Source organism: Stenotrophomonas sp. SPM, assembly GCF_003105135.1.
Taxonomy (GTDB): domain Bacteria; phylum Pseudomonadota; class Gammaproteobacteria; order Xanthomonadales; family Xanthomonadaceae; genus Stenotrophomonas.
The window spans coordinates 1-16,427 of the sequence record NZ_QETL01000089.1; the positions used below are offsets into that span (position 1 = coordinate 1).

At 68.6% G+C, this 16,427-nt stretch carries 15 protein-coding genes; 13 read left to right on the forward strand and 2 right to left on the reverse strand.

The genetic code is table 11. The features are described 5' to 3' along the window. The first annotated feature begins 317 nt into the window (after positions 1 to 317). From DCO49_RS15645 to pcaC, 12 genes are all read left to right on the forward strand, one after another. Positions 318 to 1,829 (forward strand): right-handed parallel beta-helix repeat-containing protein, encoded by a 1,512-nt coding sequence (locus DCO49_RS15645; protein ID WP_116864815.1) that lies wholly within the window; start codon positions 318 to 320, stop codon positions 1,827 to 1,829. 22 nt (positions 1,830 to 1,851) lie between these two features. Next, entirely contained in the window at positions 1,852 to 3,153 is a 1,302-nt protein-coding gene (locus tag DCO49_RS15650; RefSeq protein WP_116864816.1) for a carbohydrate porin, read from the forward strand. A gap of 35 nt (positions 3,154 to 3,188) precedes the next feature. Next, a complete protein-coding gene (gene aroD / locus DCO49_RS15655; RefSeq protein ID WP_243402760.1) occupies positions 3,189 to 4,040 on the forward strand; it encodes a type I 3-dehydroquinate dehydratase in 852 nt (283 codons plus the stop codon). A 53-nt stretch (positions 4,041 to 4,093) separates the two neighbouring features. Beyond that, a complete protein-coding gene (locus DCO49_RS15660) occupies positions 4,094 to 5,413 on the forward strand; it encodes an MFS transporter (protein WP_165835741.1) in 1,320 nt (439 codons plus the stop codon). 171 nt (positions 5,414 to 5,584) lie between these two features. Then, the gene (locus DCO49_RS15665; protein WP_116864819.1) at positions 5,585 to 6,265 is read left to right on the forward strand and encodes a 3-oxoacid CoA-transferase subunit A; all 681 of its coding nucleotides are present in this window, start codon (positions 5,585 to 5,587) and stop codon (positions 6,263 to 6,265) included. Then, the gene (locus tag DCO49_RS15670; protein WP_116864820.1) at positions 6,262 to 6,909 is read left to right on the forward strand and encodes a 3-oxoacid CoA-transferase subunit B; all 648 of its coding nucleotides are present in this window, start codon (positions 6,262 to 6,264) and stop codon (positions 6,907 to 6,909) included. Before DCO49_RS15665 ends, DCO49_RS15670 begins: the two co-directional genes overlap by 4 nt. 7 nt (positions 6,910 to 6,916) lie before the next feature. Beyond that, on the forward strand, positions 6,917 to 8,125 hold the full coding sequence (gene pcaF, locus DCO49_RS15675; RefSeq protein ID WP_116864827.1) for a 3-oxoadipyl-CoA thiolase: 1,209 nt from the start codon (positions 6,917 to 6,919) through the stop codon (positions 8,123 to 8,125). Between the two features lie 69 nt (positions 8,126 to 8,194). After that, a complete protein-coding gene (pcaH, locus tag DCO49_RS15680; protein ID WP_116864821.1) occupies positions 8,195 to 8,905 on the forward strand; it encodes a protocatechuate 3,4-dioxygenase subunit beta in 711 nt (236 codons plus the stop codon). A 4-nt stretch (positions 8,906 to 8,909) separates the two neighbouring features. Further along, positions 8,910 to 9,473, forward strand: coding sequence for a protocatechuate 3,4-dioxygenase subunit alpha (gene pcaG / locus DCO49_RS15685; protein WP_116864822.1), 564 nt, complete (start codon positions 8,910 to 8,912; stop codon positions 9,471 to 9,473). 90 nt (positions 9,474 to 9,563) lie between these two features. Beyond that, positions 9,564 to 10,907, forward strand: a complete 1,344-nt coding sequence (locus DCO49_RS15690) for a 3-carboxy-cis,cis-muconate cycloisomerase (protein WP_116864823.1) — start codon at positions 9,564 to 9,566, stop codon at positions 10,905 to 10,907. 26 nt (positions 10,908 to 10,933) lie between these two features. Beyond that, entirely contained in the window at positions 10,934 to 11,719 is a 786-nt protein-coding gene (gene pcaD, locus DCO49_RS15695; protein WP_116864824.1) for a 3-oxoadipate enol-lactonase, read from the forward strand. A gap of 23 nt (positions 11,720 to 11,742) precedes the next feature. After that, positions 11,743 to 12,129, forward strand: coding sequence for a 4-carboxymuconolactone decarboxylase (gene pcaC / locus DCO49_RS15700; RefSeq protein ID WP_108768600.1), 387 nt, complete (start codon positions 11,743 to 11,745; stop codon positions 12,127 to 12,129). 36 nt (positions 12,130 to 12,165) lie between these two features. On the opposite strand, the gene DCO49_RS15705 is transcribed toward pcaC, so the two are convergent. Beyond that, positions 12,166 to 13,020: an IclR family transcriptional regulator C-terminal domain-containing protein gene (locus DCO49_RS15705; protein ID WP_116864825.1), complete on the reverse strand. Its 855-nt coding sequence runs from the start codon at positions 13,018 to 13,020 to the stop codon at positions 12,166 to 12,168. Positions 13,021 to 13,121: 101 nt separating this feature from the next. After that, on the reverse strand, positions 13,122 to 15,545 hold the full coding sequence (locus DCO49_RS15710) for a membrane-bound PQQ-dependent dehydrogenase, glucose/quinate/shikimate family (protein WP_116864826.1): 2,424 nt from the start codon (positions 15,543 to 15,545) through the stop codon (positions 13,122 to 13,124). A 297-nt stretch (positions 15,546 to 15,842) separates the two neighbouring features. Here DCO49_RS15710 and DCO49_RS15715 point away from each other — a divergent pair, with 297 nt between their 5' ends. Next, positions 15,843 to 16,382 (forward strand): adenine phosphoribosyltransferase, encoded by a 540-nt coding sequence (locus tag DCO49_RS15715; RefSeq protein ID WP_108768603.1) that lies wholly within the window; start codon positions 15,843 to 15,845, stop codon positions 16,380 to 16,382. Positions 16,383 to 16,427: the final 45 nt, after the last annotated feature.

Genomic DNA, 16,427 nt, shown 5'->3' on the forward strand with positions numbered 1-16,427 from the left:
GCCCCGCCCAACACACAGAAAACCGGAGCCGCTCTGGCCTTTGACCTTGCCTTTGCTCCTGGCAGGTGCAGGGCGGCAGCCCTGCCGACAACACCCCCTCTACAACGATGGTATTACCCATTCAGTGCGGTATTCGCACACGTAGTCGATTACCGCACTTGAATGGTGCAGTGCGATAAACCTAATTTCACTCCCACAGTTTCATAGCAGTCCAAGCGATCCACCCCTGGCGGGGCGAGGGCAGCAGCCGGTCCGGTGCTGAAGCCAGGTGCAGGGGAAGACCGCCGGATTTCCCTTCACCTGTGCGGAGTGCTCGCATGCGCCGTCGTCTGTCCGTTGTTTCCCTGTCCCTGCTTGCCGTGCTGCCGTCGCTGGCGCTGGCCTACCAGGCCGAACCGCCGCGCGAAGCCCTGCAGGTCCTGCGCGTGGACCGCTATGCCGACGATGCCAACGCCGGCTCGCTGCGCTGGGCCATCACCACCGCCAACGCCGCGCCGGGCCGCTACCGCATCGAGATCGATGCCGTCGGCGCCGCGCCCTACGTCATCAAGCCGGCCGCGCCGCTGCCGGAGATCAAGGGCCCGGTGCAGATCATCGGCACGTCGTGGGCGCGCGATGGCCAGTACGTCGCCATCGACGGCTCGGCCTACGTCACCGGCACCGGCACCGATGCCTGCCCGGGCGCCGAACCCGGCCAGTCCGGTACCAACGTGCGCACCACCACGCTGCCGGGCCTGGTCCTGCGCGATACCCAGGGCGTGGAGCTGGCCGGCCTGGAGATCCGCAACTTCTGCATCGGCGTGCTGGTCAACCGTTCCAGCCACAACGAGATCCATGACAACCGCATCGTCGCCAACAAGGGCGGCGCCGGCATCATGCTCACCGGCGACGACGGCAAGGGCCAGTCCACCGCCACCACCACCGTGCACAACCGCATCGTGCGCAACGAATTCCTCGACAACGGCGACGGCCTGGAGCTGACCCGTGGCGCGGCCTGGAACCTGGTGGCCGACAACCTGTTCCAGTCCACCCGCGCCAACCCGGAACCCTCACAGGGCATCGAGATCCTGTGGGGCAACGACAACAGCGTGGTCCACAACCGCTTCGTCGATTATTCCGATGGCCTGCAGATCAACTGGGGCAACCGCAACTACATCGCCGCCAACACCTTCACCGGCAACTCGCTGGGCCTGAGCATCACCGGCAGCGGCAACGTGGTCGATGGCAACACCATCACCGGCAATGGCATCGGCATCGGCGTGCGCCCGCAGCCGATGAGTGCGCCGAACCGCTTCACCGCCAACCGCATCCATGGCAACGGCCTGCCGATCGAGCGCTGCGAGGCCGGCGGCGCCTGCGTGAAGGGCCAGCCGCGCGGTGCCATCGTGTTCGGTGTGCCGGGCCTGGAGCACGCCAGCTTCGTCGGCTCGCGCGGCCGTGGCGTCGACAACGATCCGTCCAAGCGTGCGCGCATCTGCACCGCCGCCGGCCAGGCCGACTGCCAGCCGCTGCCCAACCTGGGCCAGGCCGCGCCGCAGCTGACCGCCGTGCAGGGCAAGGGCGCGCAGCGCCAGCTCAACGGTCGTTTCCAGGGGGCCCCGGATTCCCGCTACCAGGTGGAAGTGTTCGGCAACCGCGCCGCCAACGGCAGCGAGGCCGAGCTGGTGCTGGGCAGCGTCGAAGCCCGCACCGATGCGCAGGGGCACGGCAGCTTCACCTTCCCGCTCGGTGCGGGGGCAGATGCTGCCGCTGCCGGCAGCCTGACCGCCACGGTCACCTCGGCGCAGGGCGCCACCTCCCCCCTGAGCGCGCCGCTGTCGCTGCGCTGATCACCTCCACGAGACCGCGATCATGAATCCTGCGAAATCCCCGTCACTGGGCCTGTCCCTGGGCATCCTGGCCACCGCGCTGCTGCCGGCCCTCGCCAGCGCGCAGTCCAGCAACCGCTATGAAGGCAAGACGCTCACCGGCGACTGGGGCAGCACCCGCACCGACCTGTTCGAGCGCGGCATCGCCTTCCGCGGCGATTACGTGGGCGAGGCCATGGGCGTGGTCGATGGTGGCTACGGCGAGACCGGCGCGCGCTATGCGCAGCAGGTGCGCGTGGGCATGGACCTGGACATGGGCAAGCTGGCCGGCTGGGACGGCGGTGCGTTCCACTTCACCCTCAACGACCGTCGCGGCCGCAGCACCTCGGTGGACTTCGTCGGCAACCGCTTCCCGATCCAGGAAGCGTACGGCGGCCAGTACACGCGCCTGACCGAGCTGAGCTACGACCAGACCTTCAATGCGGGCCAGTCGTACTACAAGCTGGGTTACTACGCGATGGGCAACCAGTTCGGCCTGCACAGCCTGCTGACCCACTTCGTCAACGCGGCCTTCTGTGCGCATCCGCTGGCCATGTCCGGCAACAGTGGCTGGTACAACTACCCGATGGCGCGCTGGGGCGGCGAGTTCGCGCAGCAGATCAGCCCGGCGGTGAACGTCCGCACCGGCTGGTTCCAGGTCAATCCGAACCTGGGCGGCAACATCGAGCGCAACGCGTTCCGTCCGTTCGTCTCGGGTACCACCGGTTCGCTGTTCCCGGTGGAAGTGACCTGGACCCCGGCCAAGGGCAGCCGCTACGCAGGCGTGTACAAGTTCGGCGGTTACTACGACACCTCGCGCGTGGACAAGCGCGGCCTGGACACCTCGCCGACCACCGGCCGCCACGGCGCCTACGTGCTGGCCGAGCAGCGCCTGACCCAGGAATCGGCCGACCCGAGCCGCGGCCTCACCGCCTTCGCGCAGTACATGGTGTCCGATACCGATACCGCGCAGATCAAACGCTGGTACGCGCTGGGTGGCGTCTACCAGGGCATCGGCTCGCGCGCGCAGGACAGCATCGCGCTGGGCTACGTCGGCGCCGACATCAACGACCGCCTGGTCGATGCGCGCCGGGCCACGCTGATGAGCGGTGGCGTGCCCACCGATTCGCCGCTGTACAACCTCAGCCAGGCCGAGGAGCTGTTCGAACTGTCCTACAGCTTCCAGGTGAACCCGTGGCTGATGATCCGCCCGGACGTGCAGTACATCGTCAACCCGGGCACGTTCAATTACAGCGGTACCGACAACGCCTGGGCCGTCGGTGTCCAGGCCAAGGTGACCTTCTGATGGCCGCGCGCTCCCTCCATGCTCTGGTGACTGCCATGAAATTCCCGTTGGCTTCCGTTGTCCTCGCCGGTGCGCTCAGCGCCTCCCCCCTGCTGGCCCTGGCCGCACCGCCGCCGGCGGTGCTGCAGGTCGGCCAGCTGCGCATCGGCGAGGGCAGCCCGCGCACCATCGTGCCGATCACCGGCGCCACCGCTGAGGTCGCCCTGCAGCAGGCCGCCGCCATTGCCGCCAGCAAGTCCACCGACATCGCCGAGTGGCGCATCGACTACCTGGACATCGCCACCGATGGCAAGGCACTGGTCGCACTCGGCCAGCGCATCCAGGCCACGCTGGCCGGCAAGCCGGTCATCGTCACCTTCCGCACCCAGGCCGAAGGCGGTGCCAAGCCGATCAGCGATGCCGACTATGGTGCGCTGTACGCCACGCTGCTGCGCGGCGGCGTCGCCCAGCTGATCGACGTGGAGATGTTCCGCGACCCGAAGGTCGTGCAGTCGCTGGTGGCACAGGCGCACAAGGCCGGGGTCAAGGTGGTGATGTCCAACCATGACTTCCATGCCACGCCGCCGCGCGAGGAGATCGTAGCGCGCCTGCTGAAGCAGCAGGCACTCGGCGCTGACGTGCTGAAGATCGCGGTGATGCCGCGTGATGCCGGCGACGTGCTGGCCCTGCTCGATGCCACCTGGCAGGTGCGCCAGCAGAGCGACAAGCCGCTGCTGACCATGTCGATGGGCGGCACCGGCGTGGTTTCGCGCCTGGCCGGCGAAACCTTCGGCCAGGCCCTCACCTTCGGCATGATCGGCACCCCGTCGGCGCCGGGCCAGGTCGAGGTCGATCGCCTGCAGGACGTCCTGCAGGTCATCCATGCATCCAGCCAGGCCGGTCACTGAGACCTTCCCCGCCGGACGTTCCACCGCACCACGCTGTTGCAGGAAACCGCACCATGAGCCACGCCTCCGCCGCTGCACCGCCGCTTGTCCTTGAACGGATGAGTCCGTTCCAGTGGACCGCCATCGCCATCTGCGTGCTGTTGAACATGCTCGATGGCTTCGATGTGATGGTCATGGCCTTCACCGCGCCGCACGTGTCGGCAGACTGGGAACTGTCGGGCAAGGTGCTGGGGCTGATGCTCAGTGCCGGCCTGGTCGGCATGGCGCTGGGTTCGTTCCTGCTGGCGCCATTGGCGGACCGCTGGGGTCGGCGGCCGATGATCGTCTGCTGCCTGCTGATCCTGACCAGCGGCATGGCGCTGTCGGCGCTGGCCGCCAACGCCTGGCAGCTGGGCGCGCTGCGCGTCTACACCGGCGTCGGCATCGGCGGCATGCTGGCCGGTGTCGGGGTGATCACCGCCGAGTACGCCAACGCCAAGTGGCGCAGCACGGCGGTCGCGCTGCAGGCCACCGGCTATCCTATCGGTGCCACCGCTGGCGGCCTGCTGGCGGCGTGGATGCTGGAACACTGGTCCTGGCACAGCGTGTTCCTGATCGGTGCAGGCGCGTCGCTGCTGTGCATTCCGCTGGTGCTGAAGTGCCTGCCGGAATCGCTGGATTTCCTGGTCGCACGTCGCCCGGCCAACGCGCTGCCGCGGCTGAACGCGCTGCTGTCGCGCATGCGCATGCCGGAACTGCAGGCACTGCCGCCGGTGCCGGTGCGTGATGGCCAGCGCCAAGGGTACGCCGCGCTGTTCGTCGGCGACCTGCGTCGCATCGCGTTGCTGATCGCGCTCGCCTTCTTCCTGCACATGTTCGCCTTCTATTTCGTGCTGAGCTGGACGCCGAAGCTGCTGGTCTCGGCCGGCGTGTCGGCGCAGCAGGGCATCACCGGTGGCGTGCTGCTGAACCTGGGCGGCATCGTAGGCGGCAGCCTGTTTGGCTGGCTGGCTTCGCGCTGGTCGCTGTCGAAGCTGACCGCTGGCGCGCTGCTGCTGGCGATGGTGTCGATGCTGGGCTTTGCGGCGTTCAACACGCAGCTGGGCGTGGCCTTCCCGCTGGCCTTCGTGATCGGTGCGGCCCTGTTCGCGGCGATGGCCGGCCTGTACGCGGCAGCGCCGGTGGTGTTCGCCGCCGAAGTGCGCACCACCGGCCTCGGCTGGGCCATCGGCATCGGCCGTGTCGGCGCGATCCTTTCGCCGCTCACCGTGGGCGTGCTGGTGGATGGCCACTGGCAGCCGTCGGCGCTGTACGTGCTGTGCGCCTTGCCGCTGCTGCTGGCTGCGTGGGCGTGCCTCGGCCTGCGGGTGGGCGTCGGCCAGAACCGGCGTTGAACCGATGGCCAACGCAGTTCACTCAATGTGCGATTATCGAATCACCTGGCCGAATATCGCATTGACCGGACGGGGCGCCGTGGCGACCATGTCCGGGTCGTGTTTTCCCTTCGCAGTGGCCCTGCAGCGTGGCGGCGATGACCGCCGGCAGGCAGGGCAAGGAGCAATGCAGTGATCGACAAGACCTTGGCCAGCGTGGAAGCAGCGGTGGCCGATATCCATGATGGTGCCACCGTGATGATCGGCGGCTTTGGTACCGCCGGCATGCCCGATGAGTTGATCGATGCGCTCATTGCACAGGGCGCGCGCGAACTGACCATCATCAACAACAACGCCGGCAACGGCGATACCGGCCTGGCCGCGCTGATCAAGCACAAGCGCGTGCGCCGCATCGTCTGCTCCTTCCCGCGCCAGGCCGATTCGCAGCACTTCGATGCGGCCTACCGCGCCGGTGAGATCGAACTGGAGCTGGTGCCGCAGGGCAACCTGGCCGCACGCATCCACGCGGCCGGTTCCGGTCTGGGCGCGATCTTCACCCCCACCGGCTACGGCACCGAGCTGGCGCAGGGCAAGGAAACGCGCGAGATCGATGGCCGCCACTACGTGCTTGAATACCCGCTGCACGCCGACTTCGCACTGATCAAGGCCGACCGTGGCGACCGCTGGGGCAACCTGGTGTACCGCAAGACCGCACGCAACTTCGGCCCGTTGATGGCGATGGCCGCACGCTGCGCCATCGTGCAGGTGCGTGAAGTGGTGGCGCTGGGCGAACTGGACCCGGAGGCCGTGGTGACCCCGGGCATTTTCGTGCAGCGCGTGGTGCCGGTGGCCGCAGAAGGAGTGCAGGCATGAACAAGCTCAGCCGCGAACAGATGGCCGCGCGCGTGGCGCGCGACATTCCCGAAGGTGCCTACGTCAACCTGGGCATCGGCCTGCCGACCACGGTGGCCAACTTCCTGCCGGCCGACAAGGAGATCTTCCTGCAGTCGGAAAACGGCCTGCTCGGCATGGGGCCGGCGCCGACCCCCGGCCAGGAAGATCCGGACCTGATCAACGCCGGCAAGCAGCCGGTCACCCTGCTCACCGGTGGCTGCTATTTCCACCATGCCGATTCGTTCGCGATGATGCGCGGCGGCCACCTCGACATCTGCGTGCTTGGTGCCTTCCAGGTGTCGGCACACGGTGATCTGGCCAACTGGAGCACCGGTGCGCCCGACGCGATTCCTGCCGTGGGCGGCGCGATGGATCTGGCCATCGGTGCCAAGCAGGTCTTCGTGATGATGGACCTGTTCACCAAGAAGGGTGAAAGCAAACTGGTGGCCGAATGCAGCTACCCGCTGACCGGCCTGCGCTGCGTATCGCGCGTGTATACCGATGTGGCGGTGTTCGACCTCGGCGCCGACGGCGCGACCGTGCTGGAAATGGTCGAGGGCATGGACATCGAACAATTGCGTGAACTGACCGGCCTGCCGCTGGCACTGGCCGAGGGAGTCTGAGATGAGCCTGCACGAAACCTACATCATTGATGGCATCCGCACCCCGATCGGCCGCTACGGCGGAGCGCTGTCCGGTGTGCGCGCCGACGACCTCGGCGCGGTTCCGCTGAAGGCGCTGCTGGCGCGGCACCCGCAGCTGGACCCGGTGCTGGTCGAGGATGTCTACCTCGGCTGTGCCAACCAGGCCGGCGAAGACAACCGCAACGTCGCCCGCATGAGCCTGCTGCTGGCCGGCCTGCCGGTGACGGTGCCGGGCAGCACGATCAACCGCTTGTGTGGTTCGGGCCTGGATGCGATCGGCACCGTGGCCCGTGGCATCGCCGCCGGCGAACTGGGCCTGGCCATTGCCGGTGGCGTTGAATCGATGTCGCGCGCGCCGTTCGTGATGGGCAAGGCGACTTCGCCGTTCGCCCGCGACCAGCAGATCGAAGACACCACCATGGGCTGGCGCTTCATCAACCCGCGCCTGCGTGAGCTGCACGGGGTGGAGACCATGGGCCAGACCGCCGAGAACGTGGCCGAGCGCTACGGCATCAGTCGCGAGCACCAGGATGCGTTCGCCCTGCGCAGCCAGCAGCGCACCGCCGCTGCGCAGGCGCGCGGTTTCTTCGACGGCGAGATCGTGGCGGTGGACGTGCCGGGCCGCAAGCGCGGCGAGATGGTGACCGTCGACCGCGATGAACACCCGCGCGGCGATACCACCGCCGAGGCGCTGGCCAAGCTCAAGCCGCTGTTCCGCCAGCCGGGCACGGTCACCGCCGGCAATGCCTCGGGCATCAACGATGGTGCCGCCGCACTGCTGCTCGCTTCGGGCGCGCAGGTGAAGGCGCTGGGGCTGACCCCGCGCGCGCGCATCCTCGGCTTCGCCAGCGCCGGTGTCGAGCCGGCGATCATGGGCATGGGCCCGGTGCCGGCCAGCCAGAAGCTGATGGCGCGGCTGGGCCTGTCCATCACCGATTTCGATGCCATCGAACTGAATGAAGCCTTCGCCTCGCAGGGCCTGGCCTGCATGCGCCAGCTCGGCCTGGCCGACGATGCCGTGCACGTGAACCCCAACGGCGGGGCCATCGCCCTGGGCCACCCGCTGGGCATGAGCGGCGCGCGCCTGGCGCTGACCCTGCTGCGCCAGCTGGAAGCCAGTGGCGGCCGCCGCGGCCTGGCGACGATGTGCATCGGCGTGGGGCAGGGCGTGGCGCTGGCCATCGAACGCGTGTAAGCCTTCGCCCGTATCCATGATCTGCAAGACAGCCGCGGCCTTCGGGCCGCTCGCCAACAGGAGTACGCCATGAGCGATCCCACCGAACTGCGCGGCTACCGCAAGCCGTACCCCGGCAGCCAGCCGCCGCGCATCCATCTGCCGTATGCCTCCACCGCGCTGCGTGGCCCGGGTACCGACCCGATCGCCATCCCGGTGACGCTCTCGGAAGTGACCGGCCCGAGCATCAACCGCATCACCCTGGGTGAGCATGCCGCCGACCTGACCGCCGGCTTCCCCGGCCAGCCGCAGGGCGAGCGCATCATCGTCAGCGGCCGCGTGCTGGACGAGAACGGCCGCCCGGTACGCAACACCATTGTCGAGGTCTGGCAGTGCAACGCCGCCGGCCGCTACCTGCACAAGGGCGACCAGCACGATGCGCCGCTGGACCCGAACTTCAAGGGCACCGGCCAGGTGCTGACCGACAGCGAAGGCCGCTACCGGTTCACCACCATCAAGCCGGGCGCGTACCCGTGGCGCAACCACTACAACGCCTGGCGCCCGGCGCACATCCATTTCTCGCTGCATGGCGATGGCATCGGCCAACGCCTGGTCACGCAGATGTACTTCCCCAACGATCCGCTGCTGGCGTTCGACCCGATCTACAACTGCGTGGACGACGCCAAGGCGCGCGAGCGCATGGTGTCCTCGTTCGACTGGGAAAACACCGCCAACGAATTCGCACTCGGCTACCGCTTCGACATCGTGCTGCGCGGTCGCAAGATGACCGTCTGGGAGTAAGACCATGAGTTTCCAATCCACTCCGTGGCAGACCGTGGGCCCGTACTACCGCCTGGGCCTGGAACCGCTGTACCGCACCGAAATCGCCCCGGCCACCGCGCAGGGCGAGCGCATCGAAGTGCAGGGCCAGGTCTTCGATGGCAATGGCACGCCGGTGTCCGATGCCGTGCTGGAAATCTGGCAGGCCGACGCGCAGGGCATCTACGCCCATGGCGAAGACCCGCGCCGTGATGACCACGATCCGGCCTTCGATGGCTGGGGCCGTGTTCCCACCGACGACCAGGGCCGCTTCGCCTTCACCACCGTCAAGCCGGGCCGCGTGCCGGGCCTGCGTGGCGAGCCGCAGGCACCGCACCTGGTGGTGCTGGTGTTCATGCGCGGCCTGCTGCAGGCCACCCGTGGCCGCATCTACTTCAGTGATGAAGCCAGCAACGGCGAGGATGGCATTCTCGCGCTGGTGCCCGCCGAGCGCCGCCACACCCTGCTGGCTCAGGCGCAGGGCAGGGGCCTCTACCACTGGGACGTGCGCATGCAGGGCCCGGACGAGACGGTGTTCTTCGCTTACTGATCGCGGCGCGGCCAACGCGCCTTCCGGCCACTCCACGCCCGCATGCAGCGGGCGCGGGTAAGCTGTGGCCACCCAGGATGGACTGCACCGATGAGCCACTCCCCAACGCTGCTGGGCGGTCTGTTCGGCGACCCCGCCGTCGACGCTGTGTTCAGTGATGAAGCACGCCTGCAGGCGATGCTGGATGTTGAACGCGCCCTGGCGCGCGCCCAGGTACAGTGCGGGGTGATCCCCGCCGCTGCGCTGGCCCCGATTGAAGCAGCATGCAGCGCCGATCTGTACGCGGTTCCCGCGTTGTCGGCGGCGACCGCACTGGCCGGCAACCCGGCCATTCCGCTGGTCAAGGCACTCACCGCACAGGTAAAGGCGGGCGATGCCGAGGCCGCGCGCTGGGTGCACTGGGGCGCCACCAGCCAGGACATCATCGACAGCGGCGCGGTGCTGCAGCTGCGCGCGGCGGTCAGCCACGTGCAGGCGCGCCTGCAGGTTTTGTGTACCGCGCTGGCGCGGCTGGCAGAGGCCGAGCGCGGCACCGGCCTGCCCGGGCGCACATTGCTGCAGCAGGCGGTGCCGGTCACCTTCGGCCTGAAAGCCGCTGGTTGGCTCGATACCCTGCAGCGCAGCCAGCGTCGCCTCGATGCGCTGGCTGATGACACCCTGGTCCTGCAGTTCGGCGGAGCCGCCGGTACGCTGGCTTCGCTGCAGACGCGTGGGCTGGACGTGGCCGAAGCGCTGGCCGCCGAGCTGCAGCTGCCGTTGCCGGCGCTGCCCTGGCACACCGCGCGTGACCGCATCGCCGAGTTCGGCAGCGTGTTTGCGCTGCTGACCGGCAGCCTGGGCAAGATCGCCACCGACATCGTGCTGCTGATGCAGTCCGAAGTTGCTGAAGCCTTCGAGCCGGCAGGCGAGGGCAAGGGCGGTTCCTCGGCGATGCCGCACAAGCGCAACCCGGTTGGCTGCGTGGCCGCCATCGCCGCGGCCACGCGTGTGCCGGGCCTGTTGTCGACCCTGTTCAGCGCCATGCCGCAGCCCCACGAGCGTGCGGCCGGGCAGTGGCATGCCGAGTGGGACACGGTGCCGGAGATCGTGCGCCTGTGCGCCGGCAGCCTGGCCCAGGTGACCGTGGTGGTGCAGGGGCTGCAGCTGGATCGCGCGCGCATGCGCCAGCATCTGGACAGCCATGGCGGCCTGCTCTATGCCGAAGCCGTGGCGGTCACCCTGGGTGAGCGCATCGGCAAGCCGGCCGCGCATGCGCTGGTGGAACAGGCGGCCAAGCAGGCGCTGGCGCAGTCGCTGCACCTGCACGAGGTGCTGGCGCAGACGCCGGAGGTCACCGCGCAGCTTTCACCCGCACAACTGGATGCCCTGTTCGCCGCCGACAGCTGGCGTGGCATGGCCGATACCTGGATCGACCGCGTGCTGGCGCGCGGCTGATCCCTACGTTCAACGCTGGAGCCCCCATGCCCTTCCTCGACCTTCCGCAGCATCGCCTGCATTACCAGACCGAGGGCCGCGCCGATGGCCCGTGGCTGACCTTCTGCAACTCGCTCGGTACCGACCTGGGCATGTGGCAGCCGCAGGTGGATGCACTGGCCGCGCAGTACCGCATCCTGCGCTATGACCGCCGCGGCCATGGCCAGTCCAGTGCGCCGCCGGGGCTGTACACCGTGGCCGAGCTGGGCGCCGACGTGCTGGCCCTGTGGGATCACCTCGGCATCGAGCGCAGCCACTTCTGCGGCCTGTCGATCGGCGGCCTGACCGGGCAGTGGTTGGGCGTGCACGCCGGCAACCGTCTGCGTACGCTCACCGTGGCCGCTACCGCGGCGAAGATCGGCACGCTGGACGGCTGGCAGGCGCGCATCGCCCAGGTCCAGCACGATGGTCTGCTGCCGCTGGTGGATGGCACCCGCGAGCGCTGGTTCACCGCCGGCTTCGCACAGACCCATGCCAGCCAGGTGGAGGACATCCTGCAGCGTTTCCTCGCCACCAGCGTCGAAGGCTACGCTGGCTGCTGCAATGCGGTGGGCACGGCCGACTTCCGTGATGCACTGGCCAGCATCGGCGTGCCGATGCTGGCCATTGCCGGTGATGACGATCCGGTCTGCGTGCCGGCCGAGCTGCAGGCGATCGCCGAGGGCGTGGCGCAGGGGCGCTATGCCGCCGTTGCGGGCCGCCACATCTGCAACCTGGAATCGCCGCAGGCGTTCACCGCCGCACTGGCCGCGCATCTTTCCGCGCAGCACTGACATCCCTCAACAGGTACACGACGATGGACGAACAGGAACGCTACGAAGCCGGTCTTGCGGTGCGCCGCCAGGTGCTGGGCGAGGCGCATGTCGACCGCTCGCTGCAGGCGCGCACGGAATTCACGACTGAATTCCAGGACTTCATCACCCGCACGGCGTGGGGCACGGTGTGGACGCGCGAGGGACTGCCGCGGCATACGCGCTCGCTGCTGACCATCGTGATGATGGTGGCGCTGGGCCACGACGAGGAATTCAAGCTGCACATCCGCGCGGCCCGCAACAACGGGGTGACGCCGGAGGAGATCAAGGAAGTGCTGCTGCAGGCGGCGATCTACTGCGGCGTGCCCGCGGCCAACCACGCGTTCGCGCTGGCCAAGCCGATCCTGGAAGAGCAGGCTTCGGAACGTTGATACGGAATCCGCCGGGCCATGCCCGGCGGCTTTGCCTCAATTCAACAACGTACCCAACCGCTGTGCCGCCTCGCGCAGGCGTGGCAGCAGCTGGGTCTGCATCACGCCCAGGCCGATGCGGCCCGCCTGGGTGCCGATGTTCAGCGCGGCCACCACCTCGCCGCTGCGCGAATGCACCGGCACAGCGATCGAGCGCAGACCGATCTCCAGCTCCTGGTCGACCAGCGAAACGCCTTCGCGACGCACCTTTTCCAGCAGGTCGAGGAAATCGTCCATGCGGGTGACCGTGCGTTCGGTACGCGGCCGCAGCGGATTGCGTTCCAGGTAGCCTTCCAGCGTGTCGCGCGGCAGCGCCGACAGCAGCACGCGGCCCATCGAGGTGCAGTACGCCGGCAGGCGGCTGCCAGCACGCAGGCCGATCGACATGATGCGCACGGTTTCCGCGCGCGCCACGTACAGGATGTCATCGCCGTCGAGCACTCCCAGCGAGCAGGATTCGTGCACGTCATCGCGCAGCGCATCCAGTACCGGTTGCGCCGCCGCGGTCATCGACGACGAGGCGACATAGGCGCCGCCCATGCCCAGCACGCGCGGCAGCAGCACGAAGCCACGGCCCTGCTCGCCGACGTAACCGAGCTTTTCCAGCGTGTACAGCACGCGCCGTACCGCTGCGCGCGAGATGCCCGTATCGGTGCTGATCTGCGACATCGTCACTTCGCGTGGATGCTGCGAGAACACGCTCAGCACGGCCAGGCCGCGGCCGAGCGAGGTCATGAAATCCGGATCGCCCTGGTTGTCCTGGATCTGCTGCATCAGCTCATGGGCCAGGCCACGATCCTGCGGTGGCGCAGGCGGGCGCTTGGGGCGACGGCTGGGAGGAACGGCAGGCATGGCAGCAGCTTTCATCAGGTTCGACCTTGCATGGTAAGCGCTGGAACCGGCAACCGGTACCCACGCGGCGCAGCCTGGCAGGCTGCACCGCGTGGCACGGTTTACCTGCGCTCGGGCAGCGCGTAGGCGATCACATAGTCGCCACGGTCCGGCGACTGGCGTGCGCCACCGGCGGAAATCACCACGTACTGGCGACCGGTCTTCGGCGAGACGTAGGTCATCGGCGTGCCCTGGCTGCCGACCGGCATGCGGGCCTTCCACACTTCCTCGCCGGTGCGGCTGTCGTAGGCGCGCAGGTAGTAATCCTGCGTACCGGCGAAGAACAGCAGGCCCGACTGCGTAGCCAGCGAACCACCCAGGGTCGGCATGCCGATCGGAATCGGCAGGCCCATCTTGATTCCCATCGGCCCGGTGTCCTTCACCGTGCCCACCGGCACCTGCCAGACCAGCTGGCGGGTGGCCAGGTTGATCGCCGACATCGTGCCGAACGGCGGCTTCTGGCAGGGGATGCCCAGCTTGGACAGGAAGCGGTCGCGCAGCGAGCCGTACGGCGTACCGGTCTGCGAAGCCGCACCCATTTCCACGCCACCGGCGCCGCTGGTCATCTGTGCACGCGGGATCAGCTTGGTCCACAGGCCCAGGCGCATGTCATTGACGAACAGGTAGCCGGTGGTCGGGTCGACCGAGGCACTGCCCCAGTTCATGCCACCCAGCGAACCCGGCCACTGCAGCGCGAGGTCTTCGCCCGGCGGCGTGTACATGCCGTCGTAGCGGAACTGCTTGAACTGGATGCGGCACAGCATCTGGTCGATCGGGGTCGCACCCCACATGTCCGACTCGGTCAGCGTCTGTGCGCCGATCTGCGGCAGCCCCACCGAAAGCGGCTGGGTCGCGGCATAGCGTTCGCCTTCGGCATTGCCCTGCGGCGCCGGGATGTTGCGCACTTCGCTGATCGGCACGCCGGTCTGGCGGTTGAGCATGAAGATCTGCCCGGCCTTGGTGATCTGCAGCAGGGCCGGCAGGGTGCCGCCCTTGCCGTCGGGCACGTCGGTCAGGGTCGGCTGCGCCGGCAGGTCGTAATCCCACAGATCGTGGTGCACGGTCTGGTAGACCCAACGCTCCTTGCCGGTGGCGACGTCCAGCGCGACAACAGCCGAGCTGTACTTGTCATCCTGCGGGGTGCGCTCGCCGGCCCACTGGTCCGGCGTGGTGTTGCCGGTGGGCAGGTAGACCAGGCCCAGCTGCGGGTCGTAGGCCATCGAGGTCCACACATTCGGCGTGGCGCGCGTGTAGTGGATCGACGGATCCAACGGCACGTCCGGCGTTTCCTTCGACAGGTCCCAGACCCAGGCCAGCGCGCCGGTACGCACGTTGTATGCACGCACCACGCCGGACGGTTCACCCACTTCGATGTTGTCGGCCACACGGCCGCCGACCACGATCAGATCGCCGGCCACCAGCGGGGCGGCGGTGAGCGTGTAGAAGCCGGGCTTGATCTCGCCCATGCCGGTCTTCAGGTCGACCACGCCGTTGCTGCCGAAGTCCGGGCACAGCGCGCCGGTCTTCGCATCCAGCGCGAACAGGCGCGCATCGATGGAGGTCATCAGGATGCGCTTTTCGCACAGGGCCGGGCCGGTGCTGGCGGTCTCGGTGGCCGGCTGCGGCGCGGGTTCCGGCGCAGCCGACGTTGCAGCTGCCGGTGCCGTGGTCGCGTCGAAGTAGCCCAAGCCACGGCAGCGCTGCCAGTTCGGCGCGGTGGCCTTGGGATCGAAGGCCCAGCGCTGCTTGCCGGAGTCGGCGTCGATGGCGATCACCTGGTTGTGCGGGGTGCACAGGTACAGGGTGTCGCCAATCTGCAGCGGGGTGTTCTGGTCCTCGGCACCGAAGCCGTTGCTTTCGGGCACGTCACCGGTGTGCGCGGTCCAGGCGACCTGCAGTTCCTTCACGTTGGCCGGGGTGATCTGGTCCAGCGCGGCGAAGCGGGTGCCGGCGGTGGTGTTGCCCCAGTGCATCCAATCGCGCTGTTCAGCGCCCTTGGCCACCGGCACCACCGGCGGCGTGGTGCCCTGTGCGCTCTGCACCGGGCGCGGCTGGAAGGCGGAGAAGGCCGTGCCCAGCAGGCCGACCAGCAGCACCGCAGCCACGCCGTAGGCGCCCCGGCCGGCGACCTGGCCGCGGCTGCGGCGCAGTACCGGCCAGGCCAGTGCGACCAGCAGGGCGAGCACGGCCGGCATCACTAGGCGCGAGACCAGCGGCCAGAACTCCCAGCCTGCATCCACCAGCGCCCACACCAGCGTGGCCACGAAGGCCAGGCCGTACAGCAGCGCACCGTTCGGCCGGCGCATCACCAGGAGTACGCCGGCCACGGCCGACACCGCACCCATCAGCAGGAAATACCAACTGCCCCCCAGCATTACCAGGCGAACACCACCGACCAGCAGAACCAGGCCGAACAGGGTCACCAGGATGCCCAGCAGGACCACCAGCACACGGCACAGGGCCGGAACTTTCGTCGTCTCGTCCACGTTGCATGAACCTCATTGCGAAAAACCCGCGCGGAGGCGGGAAAGCCCCGCGCGCGCCAGGCGTGGCGGGGGCCGTCGGCATCCCGGGCGGCTGCGGGCCATGGCGGCGGGCAGGCGTCTGCCTGCTTATGACGCAGGCGGGGTGAATGACCGGTTGGGGCGATTATCGCACAGGTGTGCGATTTTGGTGTGATGCTGCGAGGCCATGCGTGGAACGCAGCGGCGCGGTGGTGCCGGGAACGGGCAGGGTCGCGGCGAACCGGTTACCCTATGCCGCCATACAAGCTGGTAGCTGCAATGACCGACGCCACCGTGGCTGTCCCCGCCTGGGCCTCGCGCCTGCGCGATATCGCCGATTTCCCGAAGCCCGGCATCCTGTTCAAGGACATCATGCCGCTGCTCGCCCACGGCGAGGACTTCCGCGGCGCGATCACGGCCATGGCCGACCGCTGGCGCGGGCAGCAGCTGGATGCCATCGTCGGCATCGAATCGCGTGGTTTCATCCTGGGCGCCGCCATGGCGCTGGAACTGGGCGTGGGCTTCGTGCCGGTGCGCAAGCCGGGCAAGCTGCCGGGCAAGGTGCTGCGCGAGGAATACACCCTGGAGTACCGCAGCGACTGCATCGAAGTGCATGCCGACGCGCTGCCGGCCGGCGCGCGCGTGGCCATCATCGATGACGTGCTGGCCACCGGCGGCACGCTGGGTGCCGCGCTGTCGCTGGTGCGCCGCCTGGGCGTTGAAGTGGTCGGCGCCGGCGTGCTGGTCGAGCTGGACGGCCTGGGTGGCCGCGGCCGCTGGGAAGCGGATCTGCCGCTGCACACCGAACTGGTGTTCTGATTGCTTAGCCGGGCATGGCCCGGCGCTACCAACAGCCTGCAGGTA

Coding starts and splice junctions, on each gene's coding strand:
- pcaH (WP_116864821.1), top strand. CDS start 8,195: ATGAGCGATCCCACCGAACTGCGCGGCTACCGCAAGCCGTACCCCGGC.
- pcaC (WP_108768600.1), top strand. CDS start 11,743: ATGGACGAACAGGAACGCTACGAAGCCGGTCTTGCGGTGCGCCGCCAG.
- DCO49_RS15660 (WP_165835741.1), top strand. CDS start 4,094: ATGAGCCACGCCTCCGCCGCTGCACCGCCGCTTGTCCTTGAACGGATG.
- DCO49_RS15670 (WP_116864820.1), top strand. CDS start 6,262: ATGAACAAGCTCAGCCGCGAACAGATGGCCGCGCGCGTGGCGCGCGAC.
- DCO49_RS15705 (WP_116864825.1), bottom strand. CDS start 13,020: ATGCCTGCCGTTCCTCCCAGCCGTCGCCCCAAGCGCCCGCCTGCGCCA.
- pcaG (WP_116864822.1), top strand. CDS start 8,910: ATGAGTTTCCAATCCACTCCGTGGCAGACCGTGGGCCCGTACTACCGC.
- DCO49_RS15715 (WP_108768603.1), top strand. CDS start 15,843: ATGACCGACGCCACCGTGGCTGTCCCCGCCTGGGCCTCGCGCCTGCGC.
- DCO49_RS15690 (WP_116864823.1), top strand. CDS start 9,564: ATGAGCCACTCCCCAACGCTGCTGGGCGGTCTGTTCGGCGACCCCGCC.
- DCO49_RS15650 (WP_116864816.1), top strand. CDS start 1,852: ATGAATCCTGCGAAATCCCCGTCACTGGGCCTGTCCCTGGGCATCCTG.
- DCO49_RS15645 (WP_116864815.1), top strand. CDS start 318: ATGCGCCGTCGTCTGTCCGTTGTTTCCCTGTCCCTGCTTGCCGTGCTG.
- aroD (WP_243402760.1), top strand. CDS start 3,189: ATGAAATTCCCGTTGGCTTCCGTTGTCCTCGCCGGTGCGCTCAGCGCC.
- pcaD (WP_116864824.1), top strand. CDS start 10,934: ATGCCCTTCCTCGACCTTCCGCAGCATCGCCTGCATTACCAGACCGAG.